The sequence below is a fragment of the Micromonospora sp. NPDC048894 genome, assembly GCF_040649765.1.
GTDB classification, from domain to species: domain Bacteria; phylum Actinomycetota; class Actinomycetes; order Mycobacteriales; family Micromonosporaceae; genus Micromonospora; species Micromonospora antibiotica.
The window spans coordinates 349,023-368,862 of sequence record NZ_JBEZFY010000005.1; the positions used below are offsets into that span (position 1 = coordinate 349,023).

16 protein-coding genes are annotated in these 19,840 nt (G+C 74.7%); 2 read left to right on the plus strand and 14 right to left on the minus strand.

Features of this window, described 5'->3' with window-relative positions; translation table 11 throughout:
- Nucleotides 1–12 precede the first annotated feature (12 nt).
- The 13 genes from AB0C22_RS13685 to AB0C22_RS13745 form a co-directional block, all read right to left on the minus strand.
- On the minus strand, nt 13–561 hold the full coding sequence (locus AB0C22_RS13685) for a hypothetical protein (RefSeq protein WP_357535123.1): 549 nt from the start codon (nt 559–561) through the stop codon (nt 13–15).
- Nucleotides 558–944, minus strand: a complete 387-nt coding sequence (locus tag AB0C22_RS13690; RefSeq protein ID WP_357535125.1) for a hypothetical protein — start codon at nt 942–944, stop codon at nt 558–560. The genes AB0C22_RS13685 and AB0C22_RS13690 overlap by 4 nt, the downstream gene beginning before the upstream one ends.
- A complete protein-coding gene (locus AB0C22_RS13695) occupies nt 941–1,171 on the minus strand; it encodes a hypothetical protein (RefSeq protein WP_357535127.1) in 231 nt (76 codons plus the stop codon). Before AB0C22_RS13695 ends, AB0C22_RS13690 begins: the two co-directional genes overlap by 4 nt.
- A gap of 100 nt (nt 1,172–1,271) precedes the next feature.
- Nucleotides 1,272–1,934, minus strand: coding sequence for a hypothetical protein (locus AB0C22_RS13700; protein ID WP_219464566.1), 663 nt, complete (start codon nt 1,932–1,934; stop codon nt 1,272–1,274).
- A gap of 123 nt (nt 1,935–2,057) precedes the next feature.
- Entirely contained in the window at nt 2,058–2,717 is a 660-nt protein-coding gene (locus AB0C22_RS13705; RefSeq protein WP_219464567.1) for a hypothetical protein, read from the minus strand.
- A gap of 64 nt (nt 2,718–2,781) precedes the next feature.
- A complete protein-coding gene (locus AB0C22_RS13710; RefSeq protein ID WP_357535130.1) occupies nt 2,782–3,342 on the minus strand; it encodes a hypothetical protein in 561 nt (186 codons plus the stop codon).
- 89 nt (nt 3,343–3,431) lie between these two features.
- A complete protein-coding gene (locus tag AB0C22_RS13715) occupies nt 3,432–3,800 on the minus strand; it encodes a hypothetical protein (RefSeq protein ID WP_357535132.1) in 369 nt (122 codons plus the stop codon).
- A 12-nt stretch (nt 3,801–3,812) separates the two neighbouring features.
- Nucleotides 3,813–4,172 carry a hypothetical protein gene (locus AB0C22_RS13720; RefSeq protein ID WP_219464570.1) on the minus strand — a complete coding sequence of 120 codons (360 nt, stop codon included), beginning with the start codon at nt 4,170–4,172 and terminating at the stop codon, nt 3,813–3,815.
- A 60-nt stretch (nt 4,173–4,232) separates the two neighbouring features.
- Nucleotides 4,233–13,817 (minus strand): glycosyltransferase, encoded by a 9,585-nt coding sequence (locus AB0C22_RS13725; RefSeq protein WP_357535134.1) that lies wholly within the window; start codon nt 13,815–13,817, stop codon nt 4,233–4,235.
- Nucleotides 13,818–13,865: 48 nt separating this feature from the next.
- Nucleotides 13,866–14,237, minus strand: coding sequence for a hypothetical protein (locus tag AB0C22_RS13730; protein ID WP_208568082.1), 372 nt, complete (start codon nt 14,235–14,237; stop codon nt 13,866–13,868).
- Nucleotides 14,230–14,631 carry a YbaB/EbfC family nucleoid-associated protein gene (locus tag AB0C22_RS13735; protein WP_219464573.1) on the minus strand — a complete coding sequence of 134 codons (402 nt, stop codon included), beginning with the start codon at nt 14,629–14,631 and terminating at the stop codon, nt 14,230–14,232. The genes AB0C22_RS13730 and AB0C22_RS13735 overlap by 8 nt, the downstream gene beginning before the upstream one ends.
- 109 nt (nt 14,632–14,740) lie before the next feature.
- Nucleotides 14,741–15,031 (minus strand): WXG100 family type VII secretion target, encoded by a 291-nt coding sequence (locus tag AB0C22_RS13740; protein ID WP_088644222.1) that lies wholly within the window; start codon nt 15,029–15,031, stop codon nt 14,741–14,743.
- 79 nt (nt 15,032–15,110) lie between these two features.
- Nucleotides 15,111–15,470: a WXG100 family type VII secretion target gene (locus tag AB0C22_RS13745; protein ID WP_244252578.1), complete on the minus strand. Its 360-nt coding sequence runs from the start codon at nt 15,468–15,470 to the stop codon at nt 15,111–15,113.
- 248 nt (nt 15,471–15,718) lie between these two features.
- On the opposite strand from AB0C22_RS13745, the gene AB0C22_RS13750 reads away from it, so the two are divergent.
- Nucleotides 15,719–16,777: a hypothetical protein gene (locus AB0C22_RS13750; RefSeq protein ID WP_219464575.1), complete on the plus strand. Its 1,059-nt coding sequence runs from the start codon at nt 15,719–15,721 to the stop codon at nt 16,775–16,777.
- A gap of 16 nt (nt 16,778–16,793) precedes the next feature.
- Nucleotides 16,794–18,827: a hypothetical protein gene (locus tag AB0C22_RS13755; protein WP_357535137.1), complete on the plus strand. Its 2,034-nt coding sequence runs from the start codon at nt 16,794–16,796 to the stop codon at nt 18,825–18,827.
- Between the two features lie 45 nt (nt 18,828–18,872).
- Here the strand turns inward: AB0C22_RS13755 and AB0C22_RS13760 are convergent, their stop codons facing one another.
- Complete coding sequence (locus tag AB0C22_RS13760; protein ID WP_219464579.1) at nt 18,873–19,706, minus strand: phosphoribosylaminoimidazolesuccinocarboxamide synthase; 834 nt, start codon at nt 19,704–19,706, stop codon at nt 18,873–18,875.
- Nucleotides 19,707–19,840 lie beyond the last annotated feature (134 nt).

Sequence of the window (19,840 nt, forward strand, 5' to 3'; positions counted from 1 at the left end):
CACCCCGACGGCTCAGCCCAGGCGGCGCAGCGCCCCCACGTACGCCGACCGCACCGCGACCAGCCGGCCGGCCCGGAACCGCCCCGGTTCCCGCTGGTAGAGCGTGCGGCCCAGCGCCGTCCAGACCGCCGTGAACGGCACCCGGGCCCCGCCGGGCGGCACGAACTTCACCACCTCGTCGAGCGCGGCGACGGCGGCGGTCAGTCGGGACCGGCACCGCCCACGGTCCGCCTCCGGCAGGGTCCGCGCCCCGGCCGGCACCGCCCGGGCGTGGTTCTCGGCCACCCACAGCCACTCCCCGGCGTCGATCAGCCGGGACGGCTCCGGGCCGCCGTACCGGAAGCCCTCCTCGACGCCGACGGGCGCGGCGGGCAGCCGGAACAGGAACTCGCGGGCCGCGCCGCACCCCTGGCACGCGCCGGTGTAGCGGCGGGCCAGGTCGCCGTCGGGCAGGGTGAGTACGGTGGAGGCGCGCGGGAAGCGCCCCTGCCCGCAGCCGCACGGTTGCAGGTCCATGTAGAGGTGGGCCTCGTGGGTGGACCGCGCGGGCAGCGGTGTCACGCCGGGCTCCACGGCATGTGGTCGAGGTGGAAGTCGCGGACCACCTCGATCCGGCGACGACGGAACCGCCCCGGTTCCCGCTGGTAGACCGTCCGCCCCCGGGTCGACCAGAAGGCCGCCTCCGGCACCGCGTCGCCGGTCTCGGGCAGGAACTTACGGACCTCCTCCAGGGCGGCCACGGCGGTCCACCGCAGGTCCGCCGCCTCGGCGTCGTCGCCCTGCCGCTCGGCCACCTCCGCCGCCTCCCCGCACCAGTCGGCGACGAGCAGCCACTCACCGGGGTCGAGCAGGGCGGACGGCTGCGGGCCGCCGAACCTGCTGCGGGGGTGCGGACCGGCCTCGGCGGGTGCCGTCCGGGTCCGGACGGCGGGCAGCAGGGTCACTCGGTGTCCCGGTAGTGGCCGGTGTCCGGGTCGAGGCCCATGATCTCCCGGGCCTGGCGCATGTACTCGCGCTGCGCCTGTGCCGACGGCGGCCGACGCTGCGCCGAGTCGGCGCCCTCGGGGGTGAAGTCGGCGTCGTCCACCTGGTGCGTGGCCTGCCACCGGGCGTGCAGGTCGGCCAGCGCGCGCAGCCGGCGTTGCCGCTCCGGGTCGTCGGTCATCGCCATCGGGTCACCTCCGGATGCCGTCCGCCACCGGGCGGACCGCCCCGGACCGACGGGCCGGGGCTGGTCTCTGCTGGCCGGCCGGTTCCGGCGGTCCGACCGGTCACGGCAGCGGACGCTCCACCCGCTCGGCGACCGTCTCCCGGACCCAGGTCGCCGCCCGGTCCGGTCCACCCGTCACCGTCCACCGGTACACGTCCACCGCGGAGCGGATCTCCAACAGGTAGTGGTTGTGCGAGAAGAACCGCAAGGTCCAGCCCCCGTCCGGGTCGGGCACGAACGTCGGGGGCGTCACCGCAGGCGCGTCCGGCACCGCGAGCACGTGGGTGAAATGGTCGGGGTCACGGATCAACCAGCCGGCGCGGGTGCCCTCGGTCACCGAGAAGGGGCGCACCACCGAGCCGTCGATCGTCCATGCCGAGCACAGCTCACCCAGCAGCTCCGCGTACGCCGACGGCTCCAGCCCGGCACCCACCCGGCGGCCCAGCTCGGCCATCACCCCGGGCCGGTTGAGGTGCAGCGTCCCGCCCGACGTGGTGCGCAGCAGGCCATGGGTGACGAACATGGGTTGCCGTGCCGCCACCACCCGGACCGCCTCGGCCAGCCAGTCCGCGTCGACGACGGCCCACTGTGCCGGCCGGGCCCGGTAACGGAACCGGTCGGTCTTCACGGTGACCGACTCCGGGCCTACCCACACCTGTCCGGTGGCCTCGTCGGGGGCCAGCACGTACCGCTGGAGCGCCCCGGTCGTCCACTCCGTGTCCACCAGCAACCTCCCCGTCCGGCCGTCGGCGCACGTCATTCTGCCACCCGACCCGCCAGGCGTCGGCCCGCGCGGCGCCCTGCCGGGTTCACCGCGTCCTGCCGGCGTCACCGCCGCCGTCGTCGTTCAGGCGAGCGGCAGCCGGGTGCCGACCGTCCGGCGTGACCAGGACGCCGGTCCGGCCGGGTCACCGGTCACCTCCCACTCGTGGACGTCGACCGCCGCCGCCAGCGCCTCCAACAGGTGGTAGTCGTGCGACCAGAAGCGCAGCGTCCAGCTTCCGTCGGCCCGACCGGCGAACGTCGGGGGCCCGACCGGGGGTGCCGACGGCACCAGAAAAGCGGTGCGGAAGTGGTCCGGGTCGCGGATCAGCCAGCCCGGCGGGAACCCGGGGGTCGCGGAGAACGCGTACCCGAACCGGCCGTCGGGCGTCGCGCCGGAGTGGAGGACGGCGAGCAGTTCGGCGTACGCCACCGGATCGAGGTCCACCCCTACCCGTCGGCCCAGCGCCGCCATCGTGGCCGGCGAGTTCAACACCACGCCCTCGCCGGCACGGGGGAACAGCAGGCCGAAGGTGGTGGTCACGGCACCGTTCGTGCCGACCACCTCGATCACCTCGTCGACCCAGCTCTCCCGCGCCACCGCCCAGTCCGCCGGCCGCGCCTCGTAGCCCATCTGGGCCGTCTCCAGCCCCAGCAGGGCCGGCCCGCCGAACGTACGCCTCACCCGTTCGTCGCCGGTGAAGACGGCACGTTCGAGCATGTCGATCACCCGTCGGGTGTCCATCCACTCCTCCGTACCTGGCTGGGGTCGATCGGCGGGCCGGTGCGCCCGGTGGCGGGCACGCCGGTCACGACGGCACCCAGGGCACCCGGTTGAGGTAGAGGTCCAGCAGGACCTGCAACCGGCGACGCCGGAACCGGCCGGGTTCCCGGTGATAGACCGTACGGCCCCGCACCGACCAGAACGCCGACTCGGGTACGGCCTCCCCGTCGGCCGGGAGGAACTTGCGCACCTCCTCGATCGCGGCCACCGCGGTCCACAGTGAGTCCGCCGCCCCCGTGTCGTCGCCCCGGGCATCCGACGACGACCATGCCTCGACACACCAGTCGGCGACGAGCATCCACTCGCCGGGGTCGAGCAGCAGGGAGGGTCCATCCCCACCGAACCGGGTCCTCGGACGTGGCCCCGGCGGGGCCGGTCCGTCGCCATCCTCGGAAACCTCGAACAGGAACTCCCGGTTCTCGTCGCAGTCGGCGCAGCGGCCGGCGTACCGGTGAGCCCGCCGCGACCGCACCGTCACGGGCCCGTCCCGCCAGGCGGTTTCCATCGAGCCGCAGCGCGGGCAGGGGCGCAGGTCGAGATAGATGTCGGCCTCGTCCCGGGTACGCAGCGCCGGCAGCAGCACCACGCCGCCCTCGTCGTGCGGGTTCCCGACCGAACAGGAACCCGTCGACGCGCCCTCCGGCTGCCGCCGGTCGGGTTCTCCACCGGCCGGGGTCATCGGTCGGTACGGCGACGCAGGTCGTCGGCCAGCTCGCGGGCCAGCACGCTGAGCGAGCCGTCGGAGCGGACCGGGCCACAGCTGAATCCGGGCCGGACCCGGGCCGCCAGTTCCCGCAGCATCGCCGCGACGACCAGGCCACGGGCGCTCGACATCGACACCAGCCCGGGGGCGGCCCGACCGAGCCGTTCCTCGGTCGGGCGTCCCGCGTCGACAGTCGCCCGCCACTGGGCGGCCTTCTCGTCGAGCCCGACCCTTCGCGCCGTCGTACGACCGCCGGCGTCCCGCTCGTAGTCGGGCCAGATCAGCAGCTCCCGGGTGGGGTCGGCCGGTGGGACCGGGACGGTCAGGTCGTCGTCGCTCATCGCCACGTCCCCTCAGTAACCGGTGCCCGACTCAAGGTGCCGGGCGAGCCGCGTCGCCAGCTCCGCCAGCGAATCGTCGGCCCGCACCGCCGGCGTGGACCTCCCGGGCTCGACCCTGGCCGCGAACTCCTCCAGCAGGGCCGCCACCACGTGCGCCCGCGCGGTCGAGAAGGCGATCACGTCGCCGCCCTCCTCCGGCGCGTCCACCGTCGACTCGGCCGCCCGGCCGGACTCCAGGGCCCGCCGCCACAGGTCGGCCGCCTCGGCCAGCCCGATGGGCCGCCGTACGCCGGGCCCGTCGCCGGCCGGCCCGTGGTCGTACTGGCAGAGCAGGTGCGCGGCGGCGTCCCGGTCCGGATCAGCGTCGGTCATCAGGCTGCGCCCTTCCCTCGTCGACACCTGCACGGTCGGCCGGTCGGCTCCGTCCCCACGCTAGCGGCCCGACGCCGGACGGTCGACGTCGGGAGACGGCACGTCGGGCGTCGGCGCGTCGGCGTCGCCGTCGTGCCCGGACCCGGTGCCGGCGGAGTCCGGGCGGGACCCGGCATCCGGACGGGACACCGGCCCCGGGTGGGACCCGGCTTCCGTCGGGCGTGACAACACCTCCAGCAGCTCCCGGGCCGCGTTGCCCGGCGGATACCTGACGTCGAGGTAGCGGCGCAGGTCGAGCGCCCGGTCACGCTGGGTCGACAGCTCGCCCAGGAGCCGCTGCACGTGCTCGGCCCACACCGGGACCCGCTCGTCGGCCACCCGGTCCAGCAGCGCCCGCTGGTCCGCCGGGTCGACCGTGCCGTCCGGGCGGGTGATCGCCGCGAGTCCGCTCCGCCACGCGGCGACGGTGACCCCGTCCCGTACCGTGGCCGCCTCGCCCAGGGCTGCCGGCACGTACCTCGGGTCGCCGAAGAACAGGCCCGCGCCGGTGCCCTCGCCGACCAGCACGGGCACCCCGGCCCGGGCGGCCTCACTGGCCACCAGGCCGAAGCCCTCGTGGATCGACGGCATCAGCACCAGGTCGGCGGTGTACAGGTCGGTCATCAGCTCCGGGCTGCCCGGTTTCACGAACGGCAGCACCCGGATCTCGGTCCCGGCGAGGTGGGCGAGCCGTTCGGTCTGCGCCGCGACGTCGGCGGGGGGCGCACCGCGCACGGTGAGCCGGACGTCGACCCCCTCGGCACGCAGGTGACGGATCAGCTTCGCGGCGAAGTCGATGCCCTTGATCGGGTCGGTGGCGCGACCCTGGACGACCAGGTCGAAGCCCACCTTGTCGGCCGGCCGGACGGCCGGCTCGCCCGGCAGGCGGGGCATGTCCGAGACGATCTCGTGGGTCCGGGGCGGGTGGGCCGTCCCCTCACCGGCCAGCCGGGCCGCCTCCTGACCGAGCAGCGGACCCAACCCGGTCACCAGGTCGGCACCGGCCATCAGGCGACGTTCCGTCTCGGCGTGTCCGAGACCCTCACCCGGGTTGCCCCGCAGACCGTCGAGCACCTCCGGCGCGGTGTGCAGCACGTGGACGTAGCGGGCCCCGGGGTAGAGCTGCTCCACCAGCAGCCGGGCCACGCCACCGCTGAACCGCGAGTGGCCGACCACGACGTCCACCTCGGGCGGCAGGTTCTCGAAGAGCATCAGCAGCGCCCGCGTGTCGGGCAGGCCCTTGGCGTCCAGCACCCCCCACACCGGCCGTACGCCCGTCACCTCCAGGTTGTCGGCGACGCGTTCCCGGACCAGTTCCGGCTGGTCAGGGTCGACCGCGGACACCCGCGCGTGCACCTGCGCCCCGGCCGCCGCGAACGCCTCGGTCAGCTCCCGGTTGGCCGTCGGCACCCCGCCGAGCTTCGAGTGCCACTCGGTGCAGGTGGTCATCACCCGCAGCCGCCCGGCGGTCTCCCCGCTCGGGGCCGGGTTCCGACGTACCACCTCGTACGGGGAGAGTTCGCCGAACCAGTCGCCGTCGGCGACCCGGCCGCCCCGCACCCCGGCCGCCGCCAGGCCGTCGTGCACGACCTGCGCGGTCACCTCCGGTCCGAACCGTCCGGTGAGGTGCCGCCGCAGCTCCAGCGCGCGCTCGCGGCCGGCGACGGCGTGGTCGGTCAGCCCCTGGACGCGGTCCGCCCAGGCGGTGGGGGCGGACCGGGGTTCGTCGACCACGGAGTCCCGACCCAGGCCGGCCGGGACCCGGTCGGGGTCGGTGAGCAGCCGGCCGGCACCGGTCGCGCCGTCGACCAGGACGGGGACGCCGTGCTCGGCGGCGAGGACAAATCCGGGGTCGTAGCCGCCCCGGGACGACGCCAGCACGACGTCCGCCGCGTGGAACGTCGCGGTGACCGCTTCCGCCTCCGTCGGCAGCGCACGGACCTCCACGAACGTGCCGGCGAGCGTGCTCAACTCCCGGCTCAGCACCTGCCGCACGCCGGGGTCGGACTCCACACTGGTCACCACCAGCCGGGTACCGTCCAGACCCCGGGACCGCAACTCGGCCACCACCCGGGCGGCCTGGCGGTGGGCGGCCGAGTCGCCGTCGTACACCAGGAGCCTCGGGCCTGCGCCGGGGCCGTCACCGGCGGGCGGCACCGGACGGGGCACGAACCCCGGCGTCACCTCGCGGATCTCCGGCATCCGCCCGCCCAGCCCGGTCAGCCCCTGCCGCAGCCCGTCCGCCACGTCCGGGCCGACGGCCACCACCAGGTCCGCCCGGGACAGCACCCGCAGGTGTTCCGGGTCGGTCGGCACCCGGTCGAGGAGCTGCACGACCGTGGCGTCCGGATAGGCGTCCCGCCGGACGTCCGCGATGCCCGCCGTCTGCCCGTGGCCGACCAGCACGTCCACGTCGCCGGGCAGCCCGTCCGGGCGCAGCAGCGGGCTCAGCGGCCCGGTGACGCCCGGGACGGGATCGGCGCCGAACACCCGCACCCCGGGGGCCGGCGTGGACGGCTGCGCCCCCGGCACCCGGATCCTCAGCTCGTCGCCGCGCCCACCGAGGGCCTCGGCCACCCGGTGCACCGTCCCGCCGGGGGCGACCCCCTCGGCGAAGCCGAGCATCCGCAGCGTCGGAGTCCGGGCCGGCGGGTCGGCGCCGACGAGCGCCTCCCGGCCGGCGTCGCTCAGCCGCCCGTCGAGCAACCGCAGCCGGGTCGCCAGGCCCGGATCGTCCGGGTGCAGCCCGAGATGGTCGCGCAGGGCCCGCAGTTCGGTGCGGGCGTACGCCGCCTGCGCCGGGTCGTGCAGCAGGTCGGCCAGCACCTCCGCCTCGGCCAGCCGGCCCAGGTCGTGCGGGCTCAGGCCGACGCCGTCGGCCAGCGCCCCGGGGGTCAACGCGTCCGGGGCGAACGGGTCCAGCCCACCGGCCGCCCGCTCGCTGATCGCGGTCAGCTCGGCGGCCTCGTGGGCGACGGCCCGCGCCACGGTGACGTCCGCCGCCCGGTCGGACAGTTCGATCCGCCACCCTCCCCCGTCCGGCGGGACGGTGCCGTGCGGCAGGTCCCGGCCGGCCGCGTCGACCGGCACCGACCGGGCCACCGCGCCGTCGGGCAGCGCGTCCGCCGGCACGGCGGTCAACTCCAGCCGTACGTCCCGCAGCGGGCTGTCGGCCGGCAACCGGCCCATGGTCTGCCGCAGGGCGTCGTCGCCGAGCTGCCGTACCAGCTCCGGCTCGGGGGTGTCCCGGCCGTACCCGTGGAACTGCGCGTCGGGGACGCGGGCCGCGGTGACCGGCGGATGGCCGCCGCTGAGCAGGCCGTGGATCGCCGACGGGTCGGGCACCCGGGGCAACCCGACGGTGTACGCCGAGCGGGGGTGCAGCGGGCCGGTGTCGCTGACCGGCTTGACGCCCTTCCAGTCCGCGCCGAGCAGGGCCCGCTTGCCGATCCACGAGGCGTCCCGCCCCTGGTGGTGTTCCCCCCAGCCGGCCTGGCTGATCTCGAACGGGGTCGGATACCGGCTGCTGCCGAAGGGGTGCCGGGCCGCCCGGTCCAGGATCTCCCGCCCCGCCTCCCGCTGCCGGTACGCCTCGGCGAGCACCCGCTGCGGATCGGTGGTGCCGTAACGCGCCCGGAGCCGGTCGGGGTCGACGGGGCCGTCGGTGGGGCGGCCGGCCAGCGCGATGTCGGCGTCCACCTCGCGCAGTTCGGCCCGGAGCCGGTCCAGCACGGCGTTCGCCCGGTGCCCGGTGTCCGGCGCCCAGTCGTACCCGTCGCGCGCCCACGCGTACCCGCCGACGGTGGAGGCGGCGTGCACCTCGATCCGCTGCACGCCCGACTCCCGGTACCAGTCCTCCAGGTAGGCGTTCCACTCCCGGGCGAAGCCCCGACCCTGCACACTCTCCGCGAGCCGCAGCGAGGTGTGCTCCACGAAGAGACTGCCGTCGTGGTCGCGCTGGAACACCCGCACGACCCGCCCGACGCTGCCACGTTCCGGATCGACGATGTCGGCCCGGACGATCACCTGGTCCCGGTGCACACCGACGCTGTACTCGTCGGCCAGGTCGACGCGAATCCGCAGGCCGGCGAACTCACGCCCGTCCAACTGGGCGGCGACCTCCGCGCGGACGACGTCCGACCAGGCCGCCACCTCCTCGTCGGAGGAGGGGAGCAGTTCGTCCAGCGACGGTCGGCGGTCCTCCTGCCGCCACCGACGGTCGGTCCAGAGCTCGTCGTGACGGGAGTGGTCGCGTCCGTCGACGTGCGGAGAGTCCTGCGGCTGGGGAGCCTCGGGGACCGGTTCCAACTGGTGGACGGGATACCCGCGCCGGGCGAGGTCGGCGTCGAACCGGTCCAGCTCCGCACGGAGCCGTGCCTGGTCGATCGGGTCCGTCGCGGCACGCAGCTCCTCCAGCGCGTACCGTCGTTCCTCGGCGCGTAGCAGGGTGGCGGCATCCACCGCCGGGCCGGGCGGGCGCAGCCCACCCCGGGCGGGTCCGGCCTCCCCCGTCGCCTCCCGGTGCGACCGGGAACCGTCGGAGGCCCACGGTCGCGGCTCACCGGGAGGCTGCCGGTCGACCGGTTCCGACCACCCGGCCGGAGCCCTCTGCGGATCGTCGCCCCGGGGCCGGCCCTGCCCCTCCGGGGCCGGCGGAGGTTCCTCCGTCGACCGGAACACACCGGCGACCCGGTCGACGATGCGCCGCAGCCCACCCCGGGGCCGTTCGGGGGCCGGATCGGACGGGTGGAACCCGGGACGGTCCGCCCGGCCCCCGGGACCCCACTCCGCGAGCGGCGGGGGTGCGGCGGGGTCCTGGTGAACGGTCGGGGCAGAGCCACCCCGGTCACGCAGGGGCGGTTCCACCCGCGCCGCCTGTTCCCTGCCCAGGGCGTCCAGGTCGAGGCCGAACCGTTCGGCGACATCACGGCTCATCGGGCCGTGGAGGGTTCCCTGTCGCCGCTGCTCCGCCAGGGGGTGGGTGGCCTCCTCGATCGCCTGCCGCGCTCGTTCCACGAAGCTCTCCGGCGGCAGCTCGGCGAGCCGCCGGAGCATGTCCGGGGAGAGTGCCGACCGGCTGGTGGGCGCGACGTAGCGGCTGGTTACGTACTCCTGGAGCTGCCGGGGGGTGAGGTCGGCCAGCGACCGGTAGCCGTCGGAGCGCGGCAGGCGCGGGTCTGCGGAATGGTCGGCCGAACGGAATCCGGCGAGCCCCCGCAGGAACTGCTGCTGCACGGTGAACGCCTGGAACTCACCCTCGAAGCGGAGGCTGACCAGGACTTCGTCCCGCGCGGTACGCGGAAGCCGGCCCTCGGCCACCGCTTCGAGCAGGTGCGACCCGATGTGGTCCGGGTTCGGTTGGAGGCGGTGCATGCCCTCGTGCAGCACGGTCGCGGCGAGGGCACTGATCGGTCGCGGCTGCCCGCCGTCCTCCGCAGCGACGAAGGTCAGCCCGTGCCGGGAGTCGAAACCACCACGCGCACCCTGCGCGATCCACTGTTCGAGGGCGGGCGTGTACGCCTCGGCCGGCACCAGGGCACGGGCGGAGTCGGGGTCCTTCGGGATGACGCGTTCGAAGGTGTCGGCCGCGTGCCGCTCGAACGCCGGCCCGAGCACGTCACCGATCTTCGCCACCGCGATCGCCTGGTCGATGACGTGGAACCGGTGGGTGACCGGGTCCACGCTGACCACCCGGTGCGCCATCTCGACGGAGTTGAGCGGGTCCACCCCGTCCAGGTCCCGCCAGCCCGGGTCGGCGTGTTCCCCGCCCCGGGAGAAGTCCCGCCAGTCGCGGTAGCGGTCGGCGTACCCGTCGACCGCCCGGCTCAGCGCGCGTACCTCCCGCACGACGTCACCGAGCGGGCCGCCGTCGCGGGCCCGGTCGGCGGCCGCCTGCAACCGGTCGGCCTGCCCGGCCACCGCGTCGAGGTCGGCGAGCCGGCCGGCGACCGCCGCCTGCGGGTACCGGGCGAGCAGGTGCTCCTTGGCTCTGCCCACCAGCTCGTGCACCTGCTCGGGCAGTTCCGCGCCGGTCCGGGTGCGGTGGGCGGGGAAGTTGCCGCTCGGCGCGAGTTCCTGGCTGATCGGCAGCTCGTCGCCGGCCCGTGACGGCCCGTCCGACGGCACGTCGACGGTCCGGGGTGTGGCGGTATCCGGCACGGCGGCGGGTGGTGCGGCGTTCGGGTCGGCCGGGGTGCGCTGCGCGACCAGCGCGGTCGTCTCCGCGCGCAGCCGGGCCACCACGGCGTCGATCTCCGCCTGGCTGCGCGGCAGGTAGGAGCCGTCCTGCTGGCGTACCGCGAGGTGTTCCCGGGCCCAGTCCCGCAGTTGCCCGGGGGTCGCCGGGTCGCCGGCGAGCAGGCCGCGCACGGTGTCCGGGGTCAGCGGCGTCGGCGGTGCCGGCGCGGGGGCGGTGGCGTCCCGGAAACCGACCGCGTCGGCGTCCAGCACCGGCGGGTCGGGCCGCACCGGTGCCTCCAGCGCCGCAAGCGACGGCTCCGGCGGCGTCCGCGCCGGTCCGGGTCGCGTCGGCCCGTCCGGCGGCGTCGCCCCGTCCCGTCCCCCTTCCGGTACGCCCTCCGCCGGCACGCCCTCCGCCGGCACGCCCTCCGCCGGCACGCCCTCCGCCGGCACGCCCTCCGCCGGCACGCCCTCCGCCGGCATCCCGGACCGGCCGGGCTCGACGGGACGGTCGAGCACCTGGTGGATCTCGTGGTGGAGGGTGCGCCAGGCGTCGCCGAGTTGCCTGTCGACGAAGGCGGCCCGCGCGGCCGGGTCGGCCGGCAGGTGCTCCGGCAGGACGACCCCGGCCGGGTCCCGCTGCACCCACTGCCCGTGCTCGACCGTCATTCCCGGCCGCAGCACCACCGGTTGCCCAGGTGGTAGCGCCGAGTTGACCTGGAGCACCACCCCGACGCGGAGCCCGTCCGGGTACTCGACGGTGAGCAGCCGGGACGACTCGTCCCAGCTCGCCCGGTGCGGCTGGTCCACCGGCCCGGCGGCCCGGCCGGCCAGCAGCTGACCGACGTGCCCGTCGAACGTCGACCGCACCACCTCGGGCAGCGGCACCGAGGGCCCGATCGGGTGCGACCCGGCCGGCACCAGCTCGACCGGGACGTGTCCCTGCGCTACGCCGCGTAGCTGCCCCCCGGCGGCCAGCTCGCCGTTTCGGCCTGCATCCGCAGGATCCTGCCGTACGCCTTCCGGTACCGCATGTCCGCCGGCCCGTCCAGGACCGGCCCCTTCCGGGACCCCTTCTGGATGACCAGCCGACGGTTCTTCTCCGGGTAGCCGAACCTGTACTCGATCTCCCGACTGTCCTCCCGGACCAGTTCGAACTCCACCAGAATCGCCATCACCGGTTCTCCTCGGCCACGAGTTGTCCAGGTCCTCTCCGGTCCGGCCGGGCGCGACCCGCTCCCAGTCGGCCCGGTCGACCCGGCCCCCGCCGCTGGCCGGCCCACCGCCCCCTGTGGTCGGCGACGACTCGGTGCGGACGGACGGTGGGGGCGGGCCGTCAACCTGGTCACGGCGGACCAGGTCAGGGTCGTGACGGGCCGGGTCAGGATCGTGACGGGCCGGCTCAAGGACGGGACGGACCAGATCAGGATCGTGACGGGGCGGGTCAGGGTCGCGGCGGGGCGGGTCGGCGGCGGGGCGGGTGGGGCTGCCGTCGGGTGGACTTCCGCTGCGCTGCGGCGGGGTGTCGGCAGTCGCCGACCGGGTGGTCTGCTCACCGGCAGCCCACTCACCGGCCGGCCGGAGCGGCCCGGCAGGTCGCACTCCCCCCTCCGGGCTGCGTACCGGTGTCGGGTGGGTGGGCTGGCGCGGGCCGCCGCCGTCCCCGCCTCCGGTGCCGCCCACCAGGTCGGTGCGTTGCGGCAGGTCGGCCGGGGGCAGCTCGGGCCGCGGCGGGTGCGGGCCACCCGGGCCGCCGGGGGTGGGCCCGTCGCCGTCGACCACCGTCGGGTCGGGCGACCGGACGCCGTCGCGGGCGAGCACGGTGCCGTCGGCGGCGATGGCCCCGCCGTCGAACCGTTGGCCGTCGCCGTCGACGTGGGCCCAGATCGCGCCCCGTTCGCTGTAGGTGACCCGCAGGCCGGCGGCCCGGTCGACGGCGGCCATCCCCTCGGGGAGCACCATCACGTCGCGCCCGATCCGCAGGTTCGTACCGCCGACCCGGACGGTGTCCAGTTTGTTCTGCGCACCGAAGATGACGCCGGCCTTGGCCCCCTCCGCGCCGCCGTGCAGCGCGTTCTGCAGGTCGAACTTCCCCTGCGCGGCGTCGGTCGCGCCGGTCACCAGGGCGCCGGTGACCCCACCGCCGATGACATGGCCGGGGATGCCGCCGAACATGGACGCCCCGAACAGCCCACCCTGGACGGTGGAGACGCCGAGCTGACCGAGGTCGAGGCTGGCCCGTTCGCCCCCGGCGATCTGGTACATCTGGCCCAGCAGGTTGCCGCCGCCCATGAATCCCGCCCCGAACGCCACCCGCTGACCCAGGTACCTCGTCAGCTCCCGGCCGAAGGTGGTGGTGGCGATCTCACGGGTCGCGTACTGGCTCAGGGTGGCCCGGCTGAGCTGCTCGAAAGCCTCGGTGCCGGCCAGGCGTACGCCGCCACGGGTGGCGAGGTCGGTGCCGACCCGGGCACCGAACTTGCGCAGCAACTGTTCCTCGATCTCCCGGGCGAGCTGGTTGCGGGCGGCGAGCAGGCTGCGCCCGGCCAGCCGTCGGGATTCCAGCCCGGCCTCCCGGCCGAGTTGACGCAGCAGTTCCCGGTTGGTGACGCCGCGCAGCCACTGACCGGCCATCCGGTCGGCGACCGACCGGGCGATGACGTTGCGCGGCAGGGTGTTGCGGGCCAGGGTGCCGGCACCCTGCCGGATCACCGTCGGCAGGGTCTGCCGGACGAAGGCGGGGACCTGGGTCCGCGCGAAGCGCGGCAGCTGGGTGGTGACCAGCCGGGGGACCTGGGTGCGGACCAGGTTCGGCAGTTGGGTCCGCACCAGGGTCGGCAGGGTACGGGTCAGCAGCGCGGTCACCTCGGCGAGGGCGGCGCGGACGGAGATGCTGCCGATGGCCCGTACGGCGTTGGTGGCGGCGGCTCCGATCGCGGCCCGGCAGGCGGCGAACGCCCCCGGGATGCCGGCGGTGGACAGGCCGAGCGACGGGATGGCGGCGGCGACCAGCATGAACAGCGAGACGGCGAGCATGATCAGGCCGAGCAGGGCCATGAACTTCATCAGCTCGACCTGGAGGCCGAAGCTCTGTACCGCCTCCTCCATGGACGCGAGGGTGTCGACCGTGCCGGCGAGCGACTCCAGGTAGGACAACCATTCCCGGGTGAACACCTCGGCGGCCCCGTCGCCGCTCCAGTTGGTCAGGATGCCGTCGGCGGCGTGCACCGCCTCCTCGTAGAAGGCCGCGAGTTCCTGCGTCGCGGCACCCCAGGCGTCGGAAAGCTCATAGACGGCGTCGATGTCCGACTCGGGGATCTTGCCGATGAGGATCTCACCGACGGTGGAGCGGACGCCCGGGATGGCGGCTTCGAGGTCGGAGAACCACTCCAGGATCTCGGCGAGGGCGTGGTCACTCTCGCTCACGCGGGGTCCTCCCCGGCACCGTCGGGTCCCCCGGCCGGCCGCCTCGGGTCAGCGCCGGCCACCGGCCCGGTCGATGTCGGTGGCGTTGTCGTCGTCGGTGCCGGTGTAGCTCCACATGGCGTCGGCCACGTACGCGCCGAGCTTGTCCATCGCCTCGCCGAGCTTGGGCACGGTGGCCTTGATCGCCTCGTTCATCTGCTGCCCACCACCGCCGGAGACCTCGACCGACTTGTGGTACGTCTTGAGGAACTCCTCGGTGAACTCGTCGCGCGGCAGCGTCCCGGGCGCGGCCTCCAGCGTGGTGATCGCGCCGAGCTTGCCGTCCATCGCGGTGGACATCGACTGCCCGTTGATCCGGAGCCGGTTGGCGATGCCGAGGATGTCGGCGACGCTCGTCCTGATCTCGACGAAGCTACTCATCGTCGTCCCCCTTCAGGCGCACGTCGGCGTCGTGGCTGTGCAGCAGCTTCTCCAACTGGGCCCCACCGGGGGACATCCGGCGCAGGTCGGGGGCGATGCTGCCGTCGAGGATCTCCTTGGACTGCTCGGCGGCGTCCTCCACGGCGAGCCGCACGGTCGCCACGATGGTGGCGGCCAGCGCCTTGGAGTTGGGGTTGCGGAACACCCGCGGGTCGATGTCCAGCTCCAGCAGGTGCCCCCGGGGGCCGACGACCGCCTTGACGGTGCGGTCGTCCGACCAGGCGGTGCCGGTCACCCGGAGCATCCGACGCTGCACGTCGTCCATTCCGGACCAGGCCTTCTTGAGGTCACCGATCATGGCGGTCAACGCGCCGAAGTTCGGTCGTTCCTCCATCGTCCCTCCCCCGAGGTCCCTTCCGCCGGGCAGCCTAACCGGGCCGACCCGGCCCCGGCCGCCCCGCCGGTCCGACGCCCTCCGGCCGGGAGGGCGTCGGACCGGACGGTCACATACCGGCGGCGATCTGCTGGTCGACCTGCTGCATCCGCTCGGCCGACGCGCCGAGCTTCACGCCGACCCGGGTCAGCGCCTCCTTGATCTCGGTGGCGCCCTGGTTCCACTTCTGCCGGGCCTCGTCGCACGCCTGCCCCGCCGGCCCCTGCCAGTCCTGCGCGAAGAGCTGGGTGAACTGGGTGTAGAGGTCCTGGAGGCTGCCGTCCATCTGGCCCTGGTAGGTGCCGATGGCGGTGGCCACGTCGGAGATCTGGGCGAAGTTGTAGGTGATGGGACTGCTCACTGGGGGGTCACCTTTCGCTGGTCACAGCGGCACGGGTCGCCCGGGAGGGTCGACGCGGCCGCGGCGGATACCGGCGGCGTCAGCCGCGCAGGATGCTCATCACGCTGGCGTCGCCGGTCTCGGCGGCGGCCTGGCGGATCTCGGTCGCGGCGTCCTCGTCGTTCATGCCGTACTGGGTGGCGGCGCTGGTCATCTTGCCGGACAGCTCGTCGAGCGCCGAGATGATCTTCTTCAGGCCGTCGTTGAGCTGCACGGAGACGTCCTGAAGCGCGTTGTTCGCCGAGCCGCGCATGCCGCTGCCGCCCAGGGCCTGCACCCGCTCGATGAGCCGTGCCATGCCCAGCGCGAGGCCCTCTCCGGTGTCGTTGCAGCGCGTCGCCATCTGGTTCAGCTGATCCTGGGTGGCGTGAACCTGACCCAGTCCAGGAGTGTCGGTCAAGGTGGACTCACCCGCTCCTCTGCTTGCGCCCCCCGGTCAGGGAAGCGTCCCCTCGATGGTGGTGGCCGTCGTGGCCGACCCTGACGGTAGCGCCCCGTAACGAATCGGGCTACCTCACTACGTCCAGAGTGGCTGGTCGGGGTGGCGACAGCGGCGATACCGGGTCCCGGCGGTGGTCGGCAGCGGTTACGCTCGGGGCGTTTTCCGGTGACACTCGGGCGGGGGCCCGCCGCACCAGGGGAGGTTCGGTGGCCGAGGACGACGGCAGCACGGGCGGCAGCAACCCGTACCAGCACGAGACCGAACAGAACACCCGGACCGACTGGCTGGGCGATCAGAAACCCGTCGACGTCGATCCGGACGGGCTGGTCGACTACGGCAAGAACATGGTCGTCATCCAGGAGAACCTGCAGAGCCACGGTGGCCGGTTGAGCCAGCTCGGCCAGTTGCCGCATCGCGCCTGGGAGGGCGCCGCGCTACCCGAGGGCGTCTACGTCCGCACCCAGCTCACCCTGAACTACGCCGAGTTCCAGCAGTACCTGACCTACCTGGGTGCGGCGCTGACCAACATCGGCATGGCCGCGCAGACGGTGGCGGACGCCTACGCCAACACCGACGGCTGGTCGGCGGCCTCGCTGGACGCGGTCCGGTTCGCCTTCGGCGAGGCCGACGCGCCACGTCCGGCCGGGCTGCCGCCGTTCGTCTCCGGCAAGACCTGGTGGGACCAGTACCTCGAAACGGTGTCGAGCGGTCAGGCCAACGCCGCGCCGACCCCCGAGCAGTTCGTCGACCAGGGTCAGCCCCGGGTCGCCCCGGACGGCAGCATCACCTTCACCGCGCTCGGCCCCGGCGGCGTGGTGCGCACCATCGTGCAGCGGTCGTTGCCCGGTGGCGTGGGCACCGAGACGGTCACCACCACGGCCGACGCCACCGGCAAGGTGCTCGACAGCAGCACCAGCCGGACGACCACGGTCGTCACCGGCAACTCGACGGTGGTCACCACCACCAACACCGACGCCGAGGGCCGGCGCACCGGCGGCAGCCGGGAGACCACGTCGTACGGCGTCGACGGCGGTCACACGGTGACCAGCGAGCAGCTCGACGCCGGGAACAAGCCGACCGCCACCCGGGTCGACGCGCAGCACGCCGACGGGACGCACACGATCACCACGACCGACGGCAAGGGCACCGTCACGCAGGAACTGCACATCGGTCAGGACACCGAGGGCGTGGACCCGGCCGAGCTGACCGACTCCCCCGCCAAGCGGGCGCTGGACGAGATCAAGCAGCACGACTACGGCATCTGAGCCCGGGGAGGACACCATGGCCGACTACTGGGGTGCCCAGGCCACGTACGCGCACGGTGGCCCGCGCGGCGAGGGCACCCGGTACGTCATGCCGCCGGAGAACCGGGACCTGAAGTTCACCCCGGCACCGGGCGGCGAGGGCGGGGCCACCATCGAGGCGGTCCGTCAGCAGGTGCTGGGGCAGCACCCGGAGGACATCTCGGCGCTGGCCGACCAGTGGCAGAACGCCTACAACCTGTTGCAGAGCATCCACCAGCAGTTGTTGTCCGCCAGCCAGACCCTGCACGACGAGCACTGGAAGTCCCCGCAGGCCCGCGACGCGTTCCTCAAGGCGGGGCCGGGCAAGACGCTGGCGTACCTCGACGAGTGGATGGACGCGGCCCAGCACAACGTGACCGCGCTGCGGGCGATGGTCGGCATCGCCCGCGACTCCCGGGCGGAGATGGAGCGGCTCTGGACGGAATACCGGGAGGCCATCGACGACGCTAAGAACTCCGACGGCTGGACGCAGTTCTCCGAGGGTTTCAAGCAGGGCTTCACCCTGGGTCTGTACGACGGCGAGAAGGGCATCCAGGCGGCCGAGGCCGAGGCGGTCCAGGAGAAACAGCAGGAGTTCAACCGCCGGGCGCAGGAGTTGGCCCGACGTACCGCCGACGACTACGTCGAGACGTTGAGCAAGGTCAGCGGCGGGCACGGTCCGCCGTTCTTCCCGATGGACGCGGTGCTCAACCCGGTCGGTCACCCGCCGTGGCGCGGGCCGGTCGGCGTGCCGCCACCGGTGGGGCCGCCCGGTGTGCGTCCGCCCGGCGGGACTAACCAGCCCTCGACTCCGGTGCGGGCGGTGCCCCGACCCACCCCGACCGATCCGGATCAGTTGGCCCGGCAGGTGCTGGACACCCTCAGGCCGCCGCCGGAGACCGGGGCGCCGGTTCCTACGCCCGGCACCGACGAGCGGGCGGGTCCCGCCGTGACGCCGCCGCCGGTGGTCGCGCCGCCGCTGGTCGCGCCGCCACCCGGCCTGCCCACCGGTTCACCCGGGTTGAGCGGCGTGAACGCCAATGCCAACGCCGCCGGGGTGGGCCGGGCCGGGCTGGTCCGGCCGCCGGGCCTGGACGGGCTCACCGGTGAGCGGGGTGGGTTGCGCAGCGGGGTGCTGCGCGGTGGTGCCGGAGCGCCGGGAGTCACCGAGCCGCCCCAGGCGTCGTTGCGTTCCCCCGGTGCGAACGCCACCCCGCCACCGACGGGCGGCCGGGCCGCGCCGCCGGGCGGGCTTCGCCGGCCCGGTGCCCCGTCGGCGGCGACCCCACCGCCGGGGGTACGGGATGCCGGCGGCCCTTCGACGACGGGGGCGCCGCACTCGCCGGGCACCCGCCGGCCGGGCACCGGGCAGGGGGAGGACGAGGCGCGACGCGGGTCCGTCCGCCCGGGTGCCGGCGACGCCGACCTGTTCGGCCGGCCGGCCGGTGAGACCACCGCACCGGTGTTGCACAGCCGTCGTCCGGAGGTTCGACGGGCGGCCGGCGGTGGCCGCGCCACGGGGGAGCGGGCCGGCGACGCCGCTGCGGCGACCCGGCCGGGCACCACCCCGTCCGTGCTGGGCAACCCGGCCAGGAGTGTCGCGGTGCCGGGGACGCCCCGGTCGAAGCGACGTGACCGGGGCGACGCGGCACGCCCGGCGGCCTCGGGCGGCGAGTGGCTGGCCGACGGCCGGTCGGAGGCGACCGCACCGGTGCTGGACGCGCCGGCCGCGCCACCGTCCGGCGGGCGGGTGTCCCGGCTGGAGGAGGTGCCGGGCGCGTTGCGGGGTCGCCCGTCGGCCGGGCCGGCACCCCGACCGGCACGGGGCGGGCAGCCGGTGCCGCCGGAGCTGGCTCCCCGGCGGGCCACCGCCGCGCGGCACGACGACCGGGACGAGGGCCGCGACGGCCCGGGGATCGTCACCGACGAGCAGGCGTTCAGCGTGGAGACCCCGGGTGGCGGTGTGCTCGGCAAGCAGGCCGAGGACCGCTCCTACCGGGCCGAGCCGAAGACCGTCCTGGGCGGCAACTGACCCTGTTCCCGGCCGGCCCGTGCAGCGCCGGCCGGGAACGGTGGGTCAGGACCAGCGTTCGCCGGTGAGCCGCTCGTAGACGTCGACGTAGCGGGCCCGGGTCGCCTCGACCACGTCGGCCGGGACCTCGGGCGCGGGGGGCTGCTTGTTCCAGCCGCTGCTGGTCGCCCAGTCCCGGACGTACTGCTTGTCGTAGGAGAACTGGGTGCGACCCGGCTGGTACGACTCGGCCGGCCAGTAGCGGGACGAGTCGGAGGTGAGCACCTCGTCGCCGAGGACCAGGGTGCCGTCCGCCGCCCAGCCCAGTTCGATCTTGGTGTCGGCGACCAGGATGCCCCGGTCGGCGGCGAGTTCCGCGCCCCGCCGGTAGACGTCGAGGGTGATCTGGCGCAGCCGTTCGGCGGTCTCGGCACCCACCTTGTCCACCACCTCGGCGAAGGTGATCGGCTCGTCGTGCTCCCCGGCCGGCGCCTTGGTCGACGGGGTGAAGATCGGCTCCGGCAGGATCGACGCCTCGACCAGGCCACGTGGCAGCGGCACGCCGGAGACCGCGCCGGTGCGCTCGTACTCCGTGCGGCCACCGCCGGTCAGGTAACCCCGGGCGACGCACTCGACGGGCACCATGTCCAGCCGGCGGCAGCGGATCGCCCGACCGGCGAACTCGGCGGGCACCTCGGTGGCGGAGATGACGTGGTTCGGCACCAGGTCGGCGAGTTGCTCGAACCACCAGAGCGACAGGGCGGTGAGCAGCCGACCCTTGTCCGGGATCGGGGTGGGTAGCACCACGTCGTAGACGGAGATCCGGTCGGAGGCGACCAGGATCAGGTCGTCGCCGTCGGTGTAGACGTCCCGGACCTTGCCCGAGTGCAAAAGTTCCACGCGCCCTAGTACACCACGGGTGCCCGGCCCGCCGGTGCGCCCACCCGGAGCCGGGGCGGCCGGCAGGCCGACCGGCCCGTTGACACCCACCTGCGCCACCTGCGTGAATGATCCGGCTACCGGCCCACCCCTTC